Origin of the sequence: Streptomyces sp. NPDC007907, assembly GCF_042959365.1 — a bacterium.
Taxonomy (GTDB): domain Bacteria; phylum Actinomycetota; class Actinomycetes; order Streptomycetales; family Streptomycetaceae; genus Streptomyces; species Streptomyces indiaensis.
The window spans coordinates 483,026-498,526 of sequence record NZ_JBIBKR010000007.1; the positions used below are offsets into that span (position 1 = coordinate 483,026).

General features: G+C 72.0%; 23 protein-coding genes. 9 read left to right on the forward strand and 14 right to left on the reverse strand.

All coding sequences use genetic code 11. The features are described from left to right. Positions 1–78: 78 nt before the first annotated feature. From traB to ACFZDI_RS29535, 13 genes are all read right to left on the reverse strand, one after another. Positions 79–2,076 (reverse strand): plasmid transfer protein TraB, encoded by a 1,998-nt coding sequence (gene traB / locus ACFZDI_RS29475; RefSeq protein ID WP_391254470.1) that lies wholly within the window; start codon positions 2,074–2,076, stop codon positions 79–81. Positions 2,077–2,088: 12 nt separating this feature from the next. Continuing rightward, positions 2,089–2,610: a plasmid transfer protein TraA gene (traA, locus tag ACFZDI_RS29480; protein ID WP_391254473.1), complete on the reverse strand. Its 522-nt coding sequence runs from the start codon at positions 2,608–2,610 to the stop codon at positions 2,089–2,091. Between the two features lie 2 nt (positions 2,611–2,612). Continuing rightward, on the reverse strand, positions 2,613–2,828 hold the full coding sequence (locus tag ACFZDI_RS29485; RefSeq protein ID WP_391254477.1) for a hypothetical protein: 216 nt from the start codon (positions 2,826–2,828) through the stop codon (positions 2,613–2,615). Positions 2,829–2,840: 12 nt separating this feature from the next. Next, positions 2,841–3,182 (reverse strand): hypothetical protein, encoded by a 342-nt coding sequence (locus ACFZDI_RS29490; RefSeq protein ID WP_391254479.1) that lies wholly within the window; start codon positions 3,180–3,182, stop codon positions 2,841–2,843. A gap of 3 nt (positions 3,183–3,185) precedes the next feature. Next, positions 3,186–3,410 (reverse strand): hypothetical protein, encoded by a 225-nt coding sequence (locus ACFZDI_RS29495; RefSeq protein WP_391254482.1) that lies wholly within the window; start codon positions 3,408–3,410, stop codon positions 3,186–3,188. Further along, positions 3,407–3,574, reverse strand: a complete 168-nt coding sequence (locus ACFZDI_RS29500; RefSeq protein WP_391254484.1) for a hypothetical protein — start codon at positions 3,572–3,574, stop codon at positions 3,407–3,409. The genes ACFZDI_RS29495 and ACFZDI_RS29500 overlap by 4 nt, the downstream gene beginning before the upstream one ends. Then, entirely contained in the window at positions 3,571–4,854 is a 1,284-nt protein-coding gene (locus ACFZDI_RS29505) for a hypothetical protein (RefSeq protein ID WP_391254487.1), read from the reverse strand. Before ACFZDI_RS29505 ends, ACFZDI_RS29500 begins: the two co-directional genes overlap by 4 nt. Positions 4,855–5,050: 196 nt before the next feature. Further along, the gene (locus ACFZDI_RS29510; protein ID WP_391254489.1) at positions 5,051–5,272 is read right to left on the reverse strand and encodes a hypothetical protein; all 222 of its coding nucleotides are present in this window, start codon (positions 5,270–5,272) and stop codon (positions 5,051–5,053) included. 82 nt (positions 5,273–5,354) lie between these two features. Further along, entirely contained in the window at positions 5,355–5,726 is a 372-nt protein-coding gene (locus tag ACFZDI_RS29515; RefSeq protein ID WP_391254491.1) for a DUF6907 domain-containing protein, read from the reverse strand. A gap of 2 nt (positions 5,727–5,728) precedes the next feature. Continuing rightward, a complete protein-coding gene (locus ACFZDI_RS29520) occupies positions 5,729–5,899 on the reverse strand; it encodes a hypothetical protein (protein ID WP_391254494.1) in 171 nt (56 codons plus the stop codon). After that, complete coding sequence (locus tag ACFZDI_RS29525) at positions 5,896–6,033, reverse strand: hypothetical protein (protein ID WP_391254496.1); 138 nt, start codon at positions 6,031–6,033, stop codon at positions 5,896–5,898. The genes ACFZDI_RS29520 and ACFZDI_RS29525 overlap by 4 nt, the downstream gene beginning before the upstream one ends. Then, on the reverse strand, positions 6,033–6,452 hold the full coding sequence (locus ACFZDI_RS29530; protein ID WP_391254499.1) for a hypothetical protein: 420 nt from the start codon (positions 6,450–6,452) through the stop codon (positions 6,033–6,035). The genes ACFZDI_RS29525 and ACFZDI_RS29530 overlap by 1 nt, the downstream gene beginning before the upstream one ends. Then, positions 6,452–6,697 (reverse strand): helix-turn-helix domain-containing protein, encoded by a 246-nt coding sequence (locus ACFZDI_RS29535; protein ID WP_391254501.1) that lies wholly within the window; start codon positions 6,695–6,697, stop codon positions 6,452–6,454. The genes ACFZDI_RS29530 and ACFZDI_RS29535 overlap by 1 nt, the downstream gene beginning before the upstream one ends. A 191-nt stretch (positions 6,698–6,888) precedes the next feature. Between ACFZDI_RS29535 and ACFZDI_RS29540 the strand changes: the two genes are divergently transcribed. The 7 genes from ACFZDI_RS29540 to ACFZDI_RS29570 all read left to right on the forward strand — a co-directional run bounded on the left by ACFZDI_RS29540 (position 6,889) and on the right by ACFZDI_RS29570 (position 13,329). Further along, positions 6,889–7,626 carry a UTRA domain-containing protein gene (locus ACFZDI_RS29540; protein ID WP_391254503.1) on the forward strand — a complete coding sequence of 246 codons (738 nt, stop codon included), beginning with the start codon at positions 6,889–6,891 and terminating at the stop codon, positions 7,624–7,626. Between the two features lie 366 nt (positions 7,627–7,992). After that, entirely contained in the window at positions 7,993–8,259 is a 267-nt protein-coding gene (locus ACFZDI_RS29545) for a hypothetical protein (RefSeq protein ID WP_361120304.1), read from the forward strand. Between the two features lie 89 nt (positions 8,260–8,348). Then, positions 8,349–8,720, forward strand: a complete 372-nt coding sequence (locus tag ACFZDI_RS29550) for a signal peptidase I (RefSeq protein ID WP_234847548.1) — start codon at positions 8,349–8,351, stop codon at positions 8,718–8,720. 131 nt (positions 8,721–8,851) lie between these two features. After that, a complete protein-coding gene (htpX, locus tag ACFZDI_RS29555) occupies positions 8,852–9,769 on the forward strand; it encodes a zinc metalloprotease HtpX (protein ID WP_234847549.1) in 918 nt (305 codons plus the stop codon). Positions 9,770–9,776: 7 nt separating this feature from the next. Then, positions 9,777–10,361 carry a hypothetical protein gene (locus ACFZDI_RS29560; protein WP_391254507.1) on the forward strand — a complete coding sequence of 195 codons (585 nt, stop codon included), beginning with the start codon at positions 9,777–9,779 and terminating at the stop codon, positions 10,359–10,361. Positions 10,362–10,401: 40 nt separating this feature from the next. Then, positions 10,402–12,057 (forward strand): alpha/beta fold hydrolase, encoded by a 1,656-nt coding sequence (locus tag ACFZDI_RS29565; RefSeq protein ID WP_391254508.1) that lies wholly within the window; start codon positions 10,402–10,404, stop codon positions 12,055–12,057. An 84-nt stretch (positions 12,058–12,141) separates the two neighbouring features. Further along, entirely contained in the window at positions 12,142–13,329 is a 1,188-nt protein-coding gene (locus ACFZDI_RS29570) for a DNA glycosylase AlkZ-like family protein (protein ID WP_391254530.1), read from the forward strand. A 205-nt stretch (positions 13,330–13,534) separates the two neighbouring features. Here the strand turns inward: ACFZDI_RS29570 and ACFZDI_RS29575 are convergent, their stop codons facing one another. Beyond that, positions 13,535–13,849 carry a hypothetical protein gene (locus ACFZDI_RS29575; protein ID WP_361120346.1) on the reverse strand — a complete coding sequence of 105 codons (315 nt, stop codon included), beginning with the start codon at positions 13,847–13,849 and terminating at the stop codon, positions 13,535–13,537. 228 nt (positions 13,850–14,077) lie between these two features. On the opposite strand from ACFZDI_RS29575, the gene ACFZDI_RS29580 reads away from it, so the two are divergent. Both ACFZDI_RS29580 and ACFZDI_RS29585 read left to right on the forward strand, forming a co-directional pair. Beyond that, a complete protein-coding gene (locus ACFZDI_RS29580) occupies positions 14,078–14,437 on the forward strand; it encodes an arsenate reductase family protein (protein WP_234847553.1) in 360 nt (119 codons plus the stop codon). A gap of 118 nt (positions 14,438–14,555) precedes the next feature. Beyond that, on the forward strand, positions 14,556–15,242 hold the full coding sequence (locus tag ACFZDI_RS29585; protein WP_234847554.1) for a septal ring lytic transglycosylase RlpA family protein: 687 nt from the start codon (positions 14,556–14,558) through the stop codon (positions 15,240–15,242). The last annotated feature ends 259 nt before the right edge of the window (positions 15,243–15,501 follow it).

A 15,501-nucleotide genomic window follows, 5' to 3' on the forward strand; every position in this document is an offset into this window, starting at 1 on the left:
ACGGGCCGCTGTCAGGGCGCGTGACACCCGCGCCTGCCTAAGGGTTCGGGTGTCACGCGGTCCTGACAGTGTCAGGCGTCAGGCGGGTGTCAGGCTGGGGACGATCCGCCACCGGCCGGTGGTGCCGGTGTCCTCGACGCGCCCCCGCTTGTACGCCTCTTTGAGCTGTCCGGACACCCACGGGCGGGACAGGTGGTGCTTCTCGCACCAGTCGTGGAAGTCCTTCGGGCCGACGACCATCTGCCCGTTCCGCTCGAACTCCTGCAGCGCTTCCTCGAACAGTCGGCGGGCCTCCTCCCCCTTCGGCTTGCGACCGGTGTCCTGCCCGAAGATCGGGGCGTCGTCGCCCTGCTCGGCCTCGGGCAGCTCGGCCTCGGGGTCGATGTCGACGTCCTCGGGGTCGACGGACGGCTCGTGCTGCATGTCGTCCTCCTCCTCGGCCGGCGCCTGGTCGGCCATGCGATCGGTGTAGGCCCGCCCGGCGACACTGGCCGCGGCGCCGGCCGTAACGGGGTCGACGCCCATGCGGACCGGGGCGAACTCCCGGGCAACCCACTCCAGCGAGACGGGGTCATTGCGGAACGTCCGGGCCGGGGTCGACCACAGCTCCTCGTCGATGCCCTTCGCGACCAGGTAGTTGTAGCCGGGCCGCTTGTTGCCCCACGCTCCCGGGTTGGCGCCGGCCTCCAGCACCTCGGAGGGCAGGGCGAACTGGGCGTCCTTCTCCTCGACGCCGAAGCACAGCGACGCGGGCAGCGATGCGCGGGTGTCGGTGCTGATCTGGTAGCCGGACGCCCTCTGCATTGAGATGACCAGCCAGGCGCCGGCCGAGCGGGCTTCCTGGGCGATGCCGGTGAAGACGTCGTCATCGGTGGCGCGCAGCGTGTTGGCGGCCTCCTCGAACCAGGCGACCAGGTACGGCATGCCGGGGCAGCCGCACGCGCGGCCCTTCTGGCAGGAGTGCGCCGGGTTGTTCTGCTGCTCGGCGGCGGCAGGCTCCCAGCTGCGGTACCCGTGGTCGCCGAGCCACTTCTGCCGGGCGGGGACGACGACCTTCAGTGCCTCGATCATCATCTCGGCGCCGGCCGGGGTATCGACCACCCAGTCACAGGCAGCGAAGGCTTCGCCCAGATCTTGGCCGCGCTTGGGGTCGGACAGCCACCCGATCACGTCCCTGCGGGAGAACACCTCACACAGCACGTCGATGGCGCCCTCGGTCTTGCCCGAGCCCGTCATCCCCATGATGAGCAGGTGAAGCGCATCGGGGATGGTGAGCTGCAGCTCGCGGCCGTCCTCGTAGACGCCGATGACGATGGGCTCGGCGATGGAGCCCCCCGGGTTGGACGGGCCGGGGTACCAGATGACGTCCCGAAGCATGTCCTTGGGCACGATGGTGAAGGTTCCGCGGGCCGCCGAGTCCGGGTCGGGCCGGTTGCGCACCGCGTTGGCGGGGACGTCCAGGGCCGCGGCGAGACCGGGCAGAGCCTTGGACACGTCCTGGTTGGTGCCCTCTCCAGCGGGGAGGGCGTAGGGGACGGTGACCTTGTTCGGCTCGACCTTGGGCTGCCCGATCTGCGCCTTCGCCAGGCCCACCTTGGCCAGCAGGCCCTTGTCGGAGTCTTCGCCAGCCGCCTCGGGGGTGCGCAGCACGAGGCGCACGTTCCACGACAGGGCGAGCGTCGCCCCGCCCATCAGGAACAGATCGGGCAGGGGGCCAGCGAACGGCCCGGCCAGGGCCGCCGCAGTGAACCACGACGACCCGGCCGCGACCGTGACGGCCGAGTGCAGGCGCCTCTGGGCGCTCGTCGCCCGTCCCGCCCACCAGGTGACGCCCGTGAGCGCCACGGAGGCGAGAGTGAGACCCACGCCAGCCGCGGCCGACCCTTCCCACATGAGGCTCGATCCGCCACCGGCCACGCCGACCCCGCCGACAGTGAGCCACGGCGGCAGATGCGGCTTGGCACGGTGCAGCAGGTACGCCCGCACGCTGCCCCCGGAGTCGGAGCGTCCCTCACGCTGCTTGACGGGGATCGGGTACTTGCGCCCGTCCTGGTCAGTCCAGACTTCCTTCGCCATGGTCGTACCTCCTTACTGCTGTGCCCAGTTGATGACCGGCTGCTGAGGCTTCCGGGCGCGGTGGCGTACCCGGTTGATCTCCTCCTCGAATTCCTGCTGGAAGGTCGCGTAGCAGGCGGCAGCGTTCTTGGCCGCGGACCGCAGCTCATCGGCGGCCTTGTTCATCTTCCGGGCGACCTTCGCGGCGCGTACCCGTGAGCCGAACGGGCGGCCCTCCGGGTCGGGTACGGCGGCGAGTACGCCCTTGAGGATCTCGGCGCCCATGGCGACCTCGATGGACAGGGTCACCGCGGCGGCCCGGAGGCTGTTGCAGTAGTTGCGGACCTGCGCCGGGGAGGTGAACTCGGGGGCGGGCAGCAGGTGCTCGGCGCGGCTCTGGCCGCCTCCGTGGCCTCCCTGCTGGACGGGCATGCCGGTGTTGGTCCGGTTGGCGTTGACGTTGACGGTGAAACCGGGCGAGAAGGTGGCGCCGAAGTTCTTGGTGTGGCCGTTCTTGGCCTGGGAGCCGTTCGCGCCGGCGGTCGGGGTGGCCATGGTCAGTCCTCCGTGGTCTCGTCGGTGTGCTCGGGCAGGGCGGCGCCGATGGCGGCGTAGGCCTGGGCGGTGTGCGCCCAGACGGTGCCGGCCGCGGCGAACGCGGGCGCCTTGGGCCGGAAGTCCTCGTGCCGGGCGAGACGCTCGGCCTCGACCGCCAGGTCGCGAGCGTGCAGCGCGGCAACTCGGGCCAGTTGCAGGGCCTCGTTGCGGGTCATGGGTTCCTCCGGTCAGCGGTTGTTGAGGTAGTCGCGCCACATCGAGCGCAGGACGAGGAAGCAGCCGGTCGCGCAGGTCGCGCCGATCGCGAAGGCGACCGTGGCCACGGCGAACGCGATGGCGAGGGCGCAGGCGACACACCCTCCGACGACCGCGAAACCGCCGATCGTCCACCACTTGCGGGCGTCGAACTCCTTGCGCGGCTGGTGGTCGTGCTGGCAGCTGTGCGGCTGTTGCATGGCCTGGGCGAGCGCCTGGCCGATCACTACGGCTTGCATCAGCTCCAGCTGCTTGGAGTTGCTGGAGGCCTCGGCCGCGGCGGCGAGGGCCTTGGTCAGGGCGTCGTCGCTCATGAGTCAGTCCTCCTCGCAGTCGCAGGTGCAGCCGCGGCCGGCGCATCGGCCGCAGTCCTGGCAGGTGTCGCAGTGCTGGCAGTGGTGACAGCCGCGCGGGACGGGCGGCCAGCAGTCGCAGCCGGTGGGCTGCCACGGCTCGGCGGAGCCGAAGATCCCCAGCTGTCCGGGCACGGGCACCTCGGGGGCGCGCTTCGGGGCCCGGGGGCGGACCTTGCGCGGGCTCACCGCGGCCCCCTCTGGTCTCGGGCGACCGGGCGGCGGCGCCTGGCCCGGAAGTCAGCCACGACGCCGGCGCCCAGGGCGAGGACGATCGGTTCGGCGACCAGGCCGAGCAGCTGCGGGAACGACAGCAGCAGGACCGTGGCGAGGGCGAGCAGCGTCCACTTCACGACGTCGCCCCCGATCCGGCGAGCGCCCACGCGACCCGGGCCTGCTTGAAGCCGTCCTGAATCTCCTTGGCCCGGTTCTGGCCGACGTGCAGCCGGTCCTTGATGGCACGGATGGACGGGACGTCCCCGGCCAGCAGCTCAACCCTGAACTGCTCGGCAGCCCAGTCGAGACCCAGTTGGCTGAGCGGGTCGACCTGCGCCGGGTTGCCCTCCGTCCCGTCGGGTACGGGCTCGGGCGGCTCCTCGGGTACGTACTCGGCGTGTACCTCTGTGCGGGTACGGTCGGCCGCCAGCGACGCGATCGGCCGGTACGCCGAGGCCGGGGGAACCTCTTCGATGTTGTCCAAGAGGTCCGTCTGAACCTTGGGCCGGGCAACGATCGGCAGCAGCCGCGCCCCCTCGGGTACGGCGTTCGCCGGTGCCGGGTACGGCTCGGCGGCGACCGGTTCCGTGTACTCGACGACCGGCTCGGGCTCGGGCTGCCACGGCGAGGGGAGATCGATCGTGGCGAGGGATGCCGCGTGGCGGCGGGCCGCCAGCAGGTCGAGCAGCTTCTGCCGCTGCTCGTCGGATGCGCCGGCCTGCGCCTTGCCCACGGCCACGGACAGCCGCCGCGCCACGCGGGCACGGCCACGCTGACCGGGCTGCATCTCGGACAGCTTCGCGGCCAGGGCGACCGCCTTCACGGTCCACCGGTCGCGGGAGATCTGCTCGGCCGACCGGTCACGGACCGCCAGGCCGAACCGGGACAGCAGCCGTTCGCGTACCTCACGGGCGAGTACAGCCAGCAGCGCGGCCGACTCGGCGTCCGGCTTGGCGTGCCGCAACTCGATCCCCATCGCCAGGTGCCAGAGCACGGCGGCGAGTACGGGGCCGACCACGGCGCGGACCGTACCCCCGACGAACCCGGATTCGGAGTACGCCGGGATGACCTGTACTCCGGTGATCAGCCAGACGAGTACACCGGGCGTACCCGGGGCTCCCTGGGTGCGGAGGTTCTGCCGGGCCATCAGGGCGGTTGCCAGCAGCGCCAGCTCGGCCGCGGCGAACATGGCGGCCCGCTCGGCGGTCGACACCATGCCCAGCTCGTGCTCGGCGAAGCGCCACGACGTGTCAGCGCTGTACGCGGTGCAGGCGGCTGCGGCGAGGGCGGCGACCGCCACGGCGGCCGGGGTGCGGCGCAGGGGCCGCAGCAGAATCGCCGCCACGGCCAGGGCGGCGACGCCAGCAGCGCCGGCCGCCCAAGGGTGGGTCTGTGCCCACGTGGTCAGGGTGTTCATGCTTCGCCCACCTCCGAGGGGGCGGCAGCGCGCACCACACGATGCGCGGCCAAGCAGACGCCCTCGCGGTCGCTGCGGTCGACGGCGTCGACCAGCGCGGCCATCAGGGCGGGAACAGACGGGGTCGGCCGGGCCGACCGGCACACCGCACGCAGTGCGGCATGCTCGGTCGGTCGGCGCACGGGCCACTTCGCGGTCACCGGTCGCCCCCAGAGAGCGACTCGGCGCACTTCGGGCAGTCGGGCGGGCACCGCTCCTCCTCGCCGACCTGCGGGCCGAGCGCCCAGCGGACGGCGATCACGCCGAGGCCCAGCAGGGCGAAGACGTTGGTCCACGCCTGGTCGTGCAGCACGAACTGGGCGACGCACTCGGCGGCCAGCAGCGGCAGGACCAGGGCGAGGAACAGGGTTCGGGTCATCGCTGACCACCCCCGCGGCCCTCACGGCTGCGCCGGTTGGCCTCGGCGACCTTCTCCGACAGCTTCTTGCGCTCCTCCTCGGTCATCGCCCGCCCCCTTCCAGCACCTGCAGCCGCTCGTGCAGCTGGTGCATGGGGCCGATGGCCCAGGCGACGAGCGCGTCGAGCAGGCCGGCGAGGGTCTCGGCGTCGTACTCGTGCAGCTCGTCGAACTCGACCATCACGAGCGGCGCCTTCGGGCCGAGCTCGGAGAACGGCCGCTGCAGCAGGCCTGCCTTCGCCACGGCCACCGGGCCGTGACACGGGGTCTGCACCGTGAGCTCGATCTCCTCGCCCTGGTGCTCGATGTCGGCGCGGTACCCCTCGGCGGGGTGCTCGCCCGTGCACCAGGACGGCTCAGGCATCGTCACGTCGCCGTGGTCGGCGGTGAACACGGTCACCGTGCGTGCGCTCACGCTCACCACCCCCGGATGCGCATGGCGCGGCGGCGGGCGTCGCCCTTGCGGGGCAGCTTGCGGGGGGCCGGCGGCTCCTCGACCCGGGTCAGGTCCACCGACTCGATGACCAGCGGGTGCGGCCCGCGCGGGCGCTTCGGCAGCGGGTCCTTGACCTTCTCGTGCTCGCTCACGCGGCCCACCCCTTGCGCCGGTTCCTGCGGCTGACGCGCCGACCAGGGACCCGCAGGGCCAGACCGTCCGTGCCCAGCAGTTCCATGCGGTGGGCGTCGCGGGTCTTGTTGACGTTCGCGTTACGGCGCGGCATCAGCGGCCACCACCCTGGCGAACTCGGCGCAGCGCCTCGTCCATGTCCGGGTCGGAGTCGCCGGTGAGGTCGGTGACCGCGAAGGGCTCGGGGAGCGGGGGCAGGCCTTCGACGTCGAAGGCACGGCCGATGAAGTAGCGGGCCATGCAGTCGTGCTCCAGTTCCGACCGGTTCGGCGGGAGGGAGACGACCACGTTGTCCCGAGTCGCGTACATGTACCCGGTGAACGTCGGGTCCGTGATGGACGACTCGTCGAGGGTGACGTGCAGCTCAGCGACGAGCTGCTCAAGGGGCGTGTCCATCAGCTGGGCGACGGACAGCTCGGCGGCGCGCGACTTGTCGAGGGCCGTCGGCTGCTTCGGGATCGCGGGGAGGGTGCCGGACAGAGCGGCGACGTGCTGACTGATGGCGGTCGTCATCACAGCGCCACCGCCAGCTCTGTGACGGGAATGCCACGCTCGGCGAGGTACTGCGCGAAGGCGGCACGGGAGACGCGGATGGTGCCGCGGCCCTGGCCGATCCGGTACGAGGGCAGGCGCCCCGACTTGATCTCGGCGTAGACGGTGGCGTCGGTGACGCGCAGCGCTTCGGCGATGGTCTTGACCCGGAGCGGTTCGCCCGCGGGGGCCTGCGTCTGGGCAGGCGTAATAAGCTCAGCGTGCATCTGAGACCTCGACTCTTGGATGCGAGGCCCTGGCGGGCTCGGTGCGGGAACACCGAGATCACCCCGTCAGGGCTTTGACATGACTGGCTCGCCCTGATCTGTCCTGATGACCGGGCGCGCAACTAGGATGTTCTAGAAGACTTCGCGAAGTCAACAGGCATTGCAGAACGTTCTAGAAGTTGGAGGTTTTCATGGTTCGCAACCTTGAGGGGTTGCCCCCCTACCAGCGCATCGCGGCTCAGATCATCGACCGCATTGAAAGCGGTGAGCTGCAGCCAGGTGACCGCGTCCCCTCGGTGAGCCAGATCATGGAGACCGAGCAGGTCAGCCGGGCCACGGCCGCACGCGTCCCGGGGGTACTGCGCGCCGAGGGGTACGCCATCGCGACGCCCGGCATCGGAACCATCGTCACCGTGCCGAAGAAGCTCACTGCGGGCGCGGATCGTCTCGCCAAGCTCCAGGCCGGTGCAGCGACTCTGGGCGACAGCGAGCGTGTCGAGATCCTCGACGCTGTGAAGGAAGCAGCGTCCCAGGAAGTTGCCGACGCCCTCGGCCTGGAGGTCGGCGCCGAGGTCGCACGACGCCGCCGTCGGTACCTCGACAGCGCGGGCGTCGTTACGGTGTCCACCACTTGGGTGTCCGGCGCGATCGCCGACCAGGCGCCGGAGTTCCTCGAGGCCGCACCGCTCCCCAAGATGACGTTCGGGCTGATCGAAGAACGCACCGGCCGCCGAGTCGTCCGACGCCGAGACACAGTGGCACTGCGCGAGGTCCCGGAGGATGTCGCCGGCCCCCTGGAAGTCGAGGCGGGCACACCGACCGTCGCTGTGATCAATCACTACTGGGACCAGAACGGCGAGCCTACCGAGTACGCCGTCGACTACCTCGGCGCCGGCCGTGAGCTGTCCTCGGAGTACGACCTGGACTGACCAGCCATCCGCCTAGTGGAGTTAGGCGGAACGCAAAAAGGGCCCCCTCGCCCGGTGGAGTCAGGCGAGGGGGCCCTTCGCGTGCAGTGCGACTGTCAGTGACGCTCGCGGTCCGCAATCGGTCCGCAGAACATTCCAACATTCTCAGCGTTACCCAACGTGTCCCAACGGTCAAACTTGCAGGTCAACATGCTAGAGAGAACCTTCCGCAGGTGACGGATCGACCATCCAAGTTCGAGCTGTACTTCGACGTGTGATCGACGCCTGATCGAGGCGAGACCGACCGCGCCCCCGCTGTCCTCACGACGGCGGGGGCGCGGTCGTCTGTTCTATTCTTGGGGCAGGACCACACGGGGGTGGAGGCGAATGGCCGAGCACGAACAGGACGACCAGCAGCGTGAGTTCGACCTTCGATGGGCGGACCGGGCCGAGCACAAGGAGCCCTCGGCGCGGGCCAGGATGCTCGCCGCGCGCTGGAAGCACAACCCGCCCGGGCCCGTGCCGTTCCGCGCCGACCCGGAGCACGTCGGCTCCCGCCGCCGCTCCTCGTGGATCTCGACCGCGGTGGTCCTGGGCTGCGTGGCGGCGGTGATCGTGCTGCTGGGGTACATCAACTTCCGAGCGCCGTACTAGAACCCGGGCGGTGATGCGCGCGCCGGCCGTACGGGCCCCGGGCGGTGGCCGGCCCGCGCATGCTGGACGTGCTGCTAGCGTCCCGCGGCGTGAGTGACAGCGTGTACGTGGGGAACGCCGGCGAGGACGCGGCGCTGGACCGCGGATGGATCCTCGGGCACTTCAAGGACGCCGGGGATCCGCGGCACAGCGAGGACGTGGAGATCAAGTGGGGTGTGCATCCACCGGGTGACGAACGGGCGCAGTGGGTGCGGGGTGAGGCGCGTATCGCGCTGCTCGTGCTGATCAGCGGGCGGTTCCGGGTAGAGCTGCCCGGGCGCAGCGTGCTGCTGGAGCGGCAGGGGGACTACGTCGTGTGGGGGCGCGGTGTCGATCACTCGTGGGTCGCGGAGGAGGAGTCGGTGGTGCTGACCGTGCGCTGGCCGTCCGTGCCCGGCTACGCGGTGGTCCCGGGCGGATGACGCCGCGCCGGATGCGCTCTCGCTCATGACCGGGACGGCTTTGCCCGCTCTGGGGGTGCGCGCGACCCGCTCATGAGGGGGGCCGGTGCACACTGGCTGTGGGACGAGTGCGTGACTGCGGGGTGAGGCAGATGCACAGCCGCTTCCGGAGCGACCGGCGGTTGACCACCCGGATGGGGATCACGCTGTTCCTGCTCGGACTGTTGTACGTGGGGTTCGTCGCCGCGTTGATCGTGCTGCTGAAGTCGTGGGTACTGGTCGTGGTGGTCGCGGCGGCGCTGCTCGGCGCGCAGTACTGGTTCTCGGACCGCGTCGCGCTGTACGCCATGCGGGGCCGGGTCGTGGAGCGGGAGGAGTATCCCGGGCTGCACGGCGTCGTGGACCGGCTCTGTGCCGTCGCCGACATGCCGAAGCCGGTCGTCGCCGTGTCCGAGATGGACATGCCGAACGCGTTCGCCACCGGGCGGAATCCGGATCACGCGGTGGTCTGCGTGACGACCGGGCTGCTGCGACGGCTGGAGCCGGCGGAGCTGGAGGGCGTCCTCGCGCACGAGCTCTCCCACGTGGCGCACAAGGACGTCGCCGTGATCACGGTCGCCTCGTTCCTCGGTGTGATCGCCGGGCTGATCGTGCGGTTCGCCTTCTACTCTCAGTTGTTCGGCGGCGCCCGCAGGGACCAGAACACGGCCGCGATCTTCGCCGCGGTGATGGGCGTGGCCGCTGCCGTGTACGCGATCAGCTTCCTGCTGATCCGGGCGCTGTCCCGGTACCGGGAGCTGGCCGCGGACCGGGCGGCGGCGCTGCTCACCGGCCGGCCCTCGGCGCTGGCCTCCGCGCTCACCAAGGTCTCGGGCGACATCGCCCGCATCCCGACCGAGGACCTGCGCACGGCCCAGGCGTTCAACGCCTTCTACTTCACGCCGGCGCTGGGCCGTGAGCCCGGTGTCGCGCGGCTCTTCTCGACCCACCCGAGTCTGGAGCAGCGGCTCGACCAGCTGGGCCGGATCTCCGCCGAGCTGGGCGAGGCGGCGGCACCCGGAAGGGGATGATCGGCGCATGGGGCTGCTGGACATCCTGCTCGGCCGGACGAGACCGGTCGTGGCGGATCTCGACCGGCTCTTCGCGCTGCCCTCGGCGGCCGTGACCCTGGAGGCGGCGGCCGGCTTCACACCGACGGGGCAGGGCGCGGTGTGCTTCGCCTCGGTCGAGGGCGCGGCCTTCGAGCAGTCCCACCGGGAAGTGCAGGCGCTGCTGGACGCCGACACCGACCGCGAGGGGCCGCCGGTGGAGCTGCGGCGGGACGACTACGGCTACTCCTGGCTGGTCTCGCACCGGCCCCCCGACCGGCTCTCCGACCTGGTGAACGACCTGCACGCCGTGAACAGCCAGATGGAGGTCAACGGGTTCGGGCCGCAACTGCTGTGCTCCCTCGCCGGGTTCGAGGACTCCGCGGGCCGGCGGCTCGCGCTGGTCTACCTCTACAAGCGCGGCACCTTCTATCCGTTCGCGCCGCTGCCGGACGGGACGCAGCGGCGCGACAACGCGCTCGAACTGCAGGTGCGGGCCGCGCTCTCCGGCGATCTGCGCATCGAGCAGGACCTCGGCCGGTGGTTCCCGGTGTGGGGAGCGCCGGGACTGTGAACTCCCCTCGGGGCCGCGGCCCGCGTGAGTGAATGGCCGTATGAGTGAGGTCACCCCTTTCACGCACGTCGTCGGCGGTGAGCGACTCCGCGGGCTGTCCTCCGGGGGCGGTGGGCCCGCCCGGGCGACGGTCGTGCTGCTGCACGGCGCGGGCAACGGCAGCAAGGAGCGGCTGGTGCCGCTGCTGGAGGAGTTCGCCGCCCACGGTTGCCACGCCCTCGCCTTCGACTTCTCGGGGCACGGGGAAAGCACGGGCCTGCTGCGGGAGTTGAGCCTGCGCCGCCGCTTCGAGCAGGCCGTCTCCGTCGTCGACGCCCGCGCCGGGGCGGGCGTGCCGCTGGTGCTGGTGGGGTTCAGCATGAGCGGCCAGACGGTGGCGGACCTGGTGCGGCACTACGGGGACCGGGTGGCGGCGCTGGGGCTGTGCGCGCCGGCCGTGTACGCGGGTGAGGCGTGGGACCTGCCGTTCGGCGCGGGCGACGGGCCGTTCAGCGAGATCATCCGCCGCCCCGGGAGCTGGCGCGCCTCCCCCGCCCTGGACGTGCTGCGGGCGTACGAGGGGCGGGCCGTGCTGGTCGTGCCGGGCACGGACGAGGTCATCCCACCCGCCGTCACGGAGGCCCTCTCCGGGGCACTGGCCCACCGGGCGCAGTTCACCCACCGGGAACTCCCCGACGCGGAGCACCGCTTGGGTGTGTGGTTCCGCGATCACCCGACGGACCGACGCGAGTTCGTCACGGACGTGCTGACCGGTCTCGGTGAGCGGGGCTGGACGTCGACCCGGGCATGGGTGGCCAAGCAGATCCCGGAGGGCCGTACGGTCGACGAGTGGGCCTTCCTGGCCGGGGGCTGGAGCGCCCAGATGCGTCGGCTCACCCTCGACGGCGGCGGCGAGCTGGCGCTGCGGACCTTCGTGAAGCCCTTCTTCCGGCGGCACGCGCCCGGGCTGCTGGCCCGCGAGGCGGAGACGCTGACGCTGCTGGCGGAGCAGGAGGGCGTGCCGGCCCCCGAGCTGGTCGGCGTCGACGCGACCGGGGAGCACTGCGACCATCCGTCGCTGCTGATGTCCGTGCTGCCGGGGCGGGTCCGGGTCGACGAGGAGGAGCTCGGCGCGCGGGTGGGCCTGCTGGCCGCGCAGCTGGCGCGGATCCACCGGATCGTCCCCCGGGAGCGTCAGCGGACGTACCAGGCGTGGATGTCGCCGGGGGCCGTCCCGCCGGGGTGGGAGCGGGCCGTGGACGTCGTCCGCCGCGATCCCCCGCCGTACGAGGGCTGCTTCCTGCACCGGGACTTCCACCCCGGGAACGTGCTGTTCACGGGGTCGGGGGCCGGTCTGCGGATCAGCGGGGTCGTCGACTGGGTGGAGACCTCCTGGGGACCGGCCGATCTGGACGTCGCCCTCCCCCACTGCCCTAAGGGCGTGGGAGGTGCCCCCAGCTCGACGGCACTCGCGCTGCTGCACGGTCCCGAGTACGGCCTCGGTTTCCGGGAGCGCTACGAGGCACAGGGCGGGCGGCTCCTGGCCGACGGTCCGGACCATCTGTACTGGCGGCTGCTCGACGCGCTGGCCTACGTCCCCGACGCGGCGAAGCTGGCCGGACCGTGGCGGGAGCTGGGCCGGGCCGATCTGACGCCCGAGGTGCTGGGCGGGCGCATGGAGGCGTACGTGACGGGCCTGCTGGAGCGGTACGGCTGAGGCGGCGGGGCGGTCGTGGGCGGCTGTCAGTGGTGTCCGCGATGATGCAGGAGGGTCGTGAGGACGCGGCGAGCGGAGGCCGGGATGGGCGGCGGAGTGCGGTACATCGACGTGGCGGAGCGGCGGGCCCGGCTCGCGCTGCGGCACCGGCTGGCCGGGCGGGCCAGGGCGGGGACGCCCGAGGAGGTCGCCGACGCGTTGGTGGCGTTGCACGGCACGGACCCGGCGACGGTGTACCTGGCCGTGGGCGCACGGCTCGCGGACCCCGCCGTGACCGTCGGGGAGACGGAGCGGGCCCTGTACGAGGACCGGAACCTCGTGCGGATGCACGGCATGCGGCACACGGTGTTCGTGTTCCCCACCGCCCTGACCGCCGTCGTGCACGCCTCGACGGGGCTCGCCGTCGCCGCCCGGGAGCGGGCCTCGCTGCTCAAGCACATGGCGACGGCCGGTGCGCCGGACGCGGCCTGGCTGAAGGACGTCGAGGAGTCGACGCTGGCGGCGCTCGCCCGGCGCGGTCAGGCGACCGCGGCCGAACTCGCCCAGGACGAGCCGCGGTTGCGGGAGCAGTTCGTGTACGCGGCCGGGAAGAGCTACGAGGGGACGCACACGGTCTCGACCCGGCTGCTGAGGGTCCTGGGCGTCGAGGGGAAGGTCGTGCGCGGCCGGCCGCTCGGCTCCTGGACGTCCAGTCGGTTCCGCTGGGCCGTGGCACCCGAGCACGCCGAGCTGGACACGGCGGGGGCGCAGGCAAAGCTGCTGGGACGGTGGCTCACGGCGTGCGGCCCGGCGACCGAGGCCGACCTGAAGTGGTGGACGGGGTGGCGTGTGACGGAGGTCCGCCGGGCCCTGGCCGCGGCCGGGGCGGAGGCGGTGTCGCTGGACGGGGACACGGGCTACGTGGCCGCGGGTGACGCCGGACCGGTTCCCGCGCCCGGGGAGCCCTGGGCCGCGCTGCTGCCCGGCCTCGACCCGACGGCGATGGGATGGCAGCAGCGCGACTGGTACCTCGCCCCGGAGTTGCGGCCCCGGCTGTTCGACGGCAGCGGCAACGTCGGACCGACGGTGTGGTGGAACGGACGGGTGGTGGGCGGCTGGGCGCAGCGGCCGGACGGGGAGATCGTCTGGCGGCTCCTCGACGAGGACGGCATCGGCCGGGACGCCCGCGCGGCGATCGATTCCGAGGCGCAGCGGCTGGCCGCCTGGCTGGGCACGACCAGAATCACCCCCCGCTTCCGCACGCCGCTGGAGAGGGAGCTCAGCAAGGACTGACCCCCGAACGCCCACGGGCGGGCCGAGCCGGTCCCGTCTGTCAGGGCTCCCTGCTCCCCACCGATACGGCTGGAGACACACGGGCAGGTCGAGCCGGCCCCGTCCGTGCTCCCGTCCGGTGCGTGTTCGCGGCACCCGCCGGGGTGGCATGAACGAGCGCCGGACACCCCGCCGTTCGGGGCGTCCGGCGCTCGGGACGGGCGGGTCAGCGTGTGTAGCGCATGAACGCACGCACCATGTGGCACGTCGTGTCCGACGGCGGGTGGACGCCGATCAGCTCCGCCGTGTCGCGGATCGCCTCGTTGTGGGCCTGGTTGGGCATGTGGACGCCCGAGTCGAGCAGGGCGATGGCGAGGCGCATCGCCTTGAGACGGCGGTTGTGCGTCACGTACCACTGGCGCGGCCGGCCCGGGGGCAGCGGCCGCTTCTCCACGGGCGCGTACGGCAGGTCGAGCAGGACGGGGCGCTTCGCGGTGGACTGGGTGGGCAGCGGCTTCGACTTCAGGGCGGCAGCGGGCACAGGCATCCTCCTGTCGCGGTCGGGCGGCTCACCGAAGACGTCGGCATCCCCGGCGCCACCCTCGAACACTGCTTACAGTTTACCGCCCGGCACTGACAACGGGGAGTCCGCAGAGCTCGGCAAAAGCCCTGGTGAGCAGGAGAACTGACGTGGTGTCACGACTGCTCCACGAGGTGCCGGAGGGACGCCAGGAAATCGAACACGCCGGTCGGCGCGTACCGTGTGGGCATGGAGATCTGGATCAACCCCGCGTGTTCGAAGTGCCGCAGCGCGCTGACGCTGCTCGACGCAGAGGGCGCCGACTACACCGTCCGCCGCTACCTGGAGGACGTGCCGAGCGAGGACGAGATCCGGGGCGTGCTGGAGCGCCTCGGTCTCGAACCCTGGGACATCACCCGCACCCAGGAGGCCGAGGCCAAGGAGCTCGGACTCAAGGGGTGGCCGCGGGACGCCGGCTCGCGCGCCCGCTGGATCACGGCGCTCGCCGAGCACCCGAAGCTGATCCAGCGCCCGATCATCACCGCGGACGACGGGACGGCGGTCGTCGGCCGCTCCGAAGAGGCCGTACGGGACGCCCTGTCGCGCTGACCAGCCACGTATGCGCATGTGGCGCAGGTCACTTGAGTGACTCCTGTAACTGCTGAGTAACCTCGTTCGGTATCTCGTACATAGCGGCGTACGCTCCCCTACCTCTCAGGAGGCGCGGATGTCGCGCAGGAGAACTCTCGGTACGAAGAAGAAGATCGCGCTTCTGGTGAGCGCGGCGACCGTGGCGGGAGGCGGGGCCTTCGTCATGGCGAGCACGTCGAACGCGGCACCGACCCCCAAGTCGGCGTCGGAGTCGACGGTCTGCCTGGGCCTCGCCACCGCCCTCGGCAACAACCAGAAGTTCATCGCGGACCAGCGGGCCAACCCGGACGCGCAGTCCGAGGCGCGGATCGCCAACCGCGAGGCGGTCGTCGCGGAGATCAAGCGCAAGCAGGAGGCGTCGGGGTGCACCGTCGGGGAGTCGGCTCAGGACTCCCAGACCGCGCAGCCGTCGCAGCCCGCCGAGGCCGCACAGCCTCCCGCGGCCTCGGCCCAGCCGTCGCAGCCGGCCGCGTCCGCTCCCGCGGGAAACACCGGCGGCGGTGCCGCTGCCTCGGGGCAGCAGGTGTGCAACGGCTCCACGGTCACGCTCTCCGGTGAGGGCGGCGCGCCCGCCGCGTCCAGCAACCAGTTCCCGGCCGGCACGAAGCTGAAGGTCACCAACCTGGACAACAACAAGTCCACGACGGTGGAGGTCACTTCGGTCTCCGGCAGCTGTGCGCTGCTCAACAACGCGGCCTTCGAACAGGTCCGTGAGCCCGGCAAGTTCCTGATCCGCCGGGCCCTGATCGAGAAGGTGGGGTGAGGTCTCACGCCGGAGTGAATCGATGAGGCGGCGGCCACCCCCTCGGCCGCCCCTCGTACGTGTCACCGGTCCTGTTGCCTCCGGCCAGGGGCAGCAGGACCGGCGCGTCCGGGCCGTGGGGGGGGGGGGGGGGGGGGGGGGGGGGGGGGGGGGGGGGGGGGGGGGGGGCGGCCGGTCAGGGTCATGCGCGGTCCGTCGGCCGGATTGCCGAAGCGGATGACGCTGCCGGGTCCGACGTTCCAGGCGTGGATGCGCCGGC

Excerpts from the sequence above, each read along its gene's own strand:
- traB (WP_391254470.1), bottom strand. The coding sequence starts at position 2,076 with ATGGCGAAGGAAGTCTGGACTGACCAGGACGGGCGCAAGTACCCGATC.
- traA (WP_391254473.1), bottom strand. The coding sequence starts at position 2,610 with ATGGCCACCCCGACCGCCGGCGCGAACGGCTCCCAGGCCAAGAACGGC.
- ACFZDI_RS29485 (WP_391254477.1), bottom strand. The coding sequence starts at position 2,828 with ATGACCCGCAACGAGGCCCTGCAACTGGCCCGAGTTGCCGCGCTGCAC.
- ACFZDI_RS29490 (WP_391254479.1), bottom strand. The coding sequence starts at position 3,182 with ATGAGCGACGACGCCCTGACCAAGGCCCTCGCCGCCGCGGCCGAGGCC.
- ACFZDI_RS29505 (WP_391254487.1), bottom strand. The coding sequence starts at position 4,854 with ATGAACACCCTGACCACGTGGGCACAGACCCACCCTTGGGCGGCCGGC.
- ACFZDI_RS29510 (WP_391254489.1), bottom strand. The coding sequence starts at position 5,272 with ATGACCCGAACCCTGTTCCTCGCCCTGGTCCTGCCGCTGCTGGCCGCC.
- ACFZDI_RS29525 (WP_391254496.1), bottom strand. The coding sequence starts at position 6,033 with ATGCCGCGCCGTAACGCGAACGTCAACAAGACCCGCGACGCCCACCGC.
- ACFZDI_RS29530 (WP_391254499.1), bottom strand. The coding sequence starts at position 6,452 with ATGACGACCGCCATCAGTCAGCACGTCGCCGCTCTGTCCGGCACCCTC.
- ACFZDI_RS29535 (WP_391254501.1), bottom strand. The coding sequence starts at position 6,697 with ATGCACGCTGAGCTTATTACGCCTGCCCAGACGCAGGCCCCCGCGGGC.
- ACFZDI_RS29540 (WP_391254503.1), top strand. The coding sequence starts at position 6,889 with ATGGTTCGCAACCTTGAGGGGTTGCCCCCCTACCAGCGCATCGCGGCT.
- ACFZDI_RS29545 (WP_361120304.1), top strand. The coding sequence starts at position 7,993 with ATGGCCGAGCACGAACAGGACGACCAGCAGCGTGAGTTCGACCTTCGA.
- htpX (WP_234847549.1), top strand. The coding sequence starts at position 8,852 with ATGCACAGCCGCTTCCGGAGCGACCGGCGGTTGACCACCCGGATGGGG.
- ACFZDI_RS29560 (WP_391254507.1), top strand. The coding sequence starts at position 9,777 with ATGGGGCTGCTGGACATCCTGCTCGGCCGGACGAGACCGGTCGTGGCG.
- ACFZDI_RS29565 (WP_391254508.1), top strand. The coding sequence starts at position 10,402 with ATGAGTGAGGTCACCCCTTTCACGCACGTCGTCGGCGGTGAGCGACTC.
- ACFZDI_RS29570 (WP_391254530.1), top strand. The coding sequence starts at position 12,142 with ATGGGCGGCGGAGTGCGGTACATCGACGTGGCGGAGCGGCGGGCCCGG.
- ACFZDI_RS29580 (WP_234847553.1), top strand. The coding sequence starts at position 14,078 with ATGGAGATCTGGATCAACCCCGCGTGTTCGAAGTGCCGCAGCGCGCTG.
- ACFZDI_RS29585 (WP_234847554.1), top strand. The coding sequence starts at position 14,556 with ATGTCGCGCAGGAGAACTCTCGGTACGAAGAAGAAGATCGCGCTTCTG.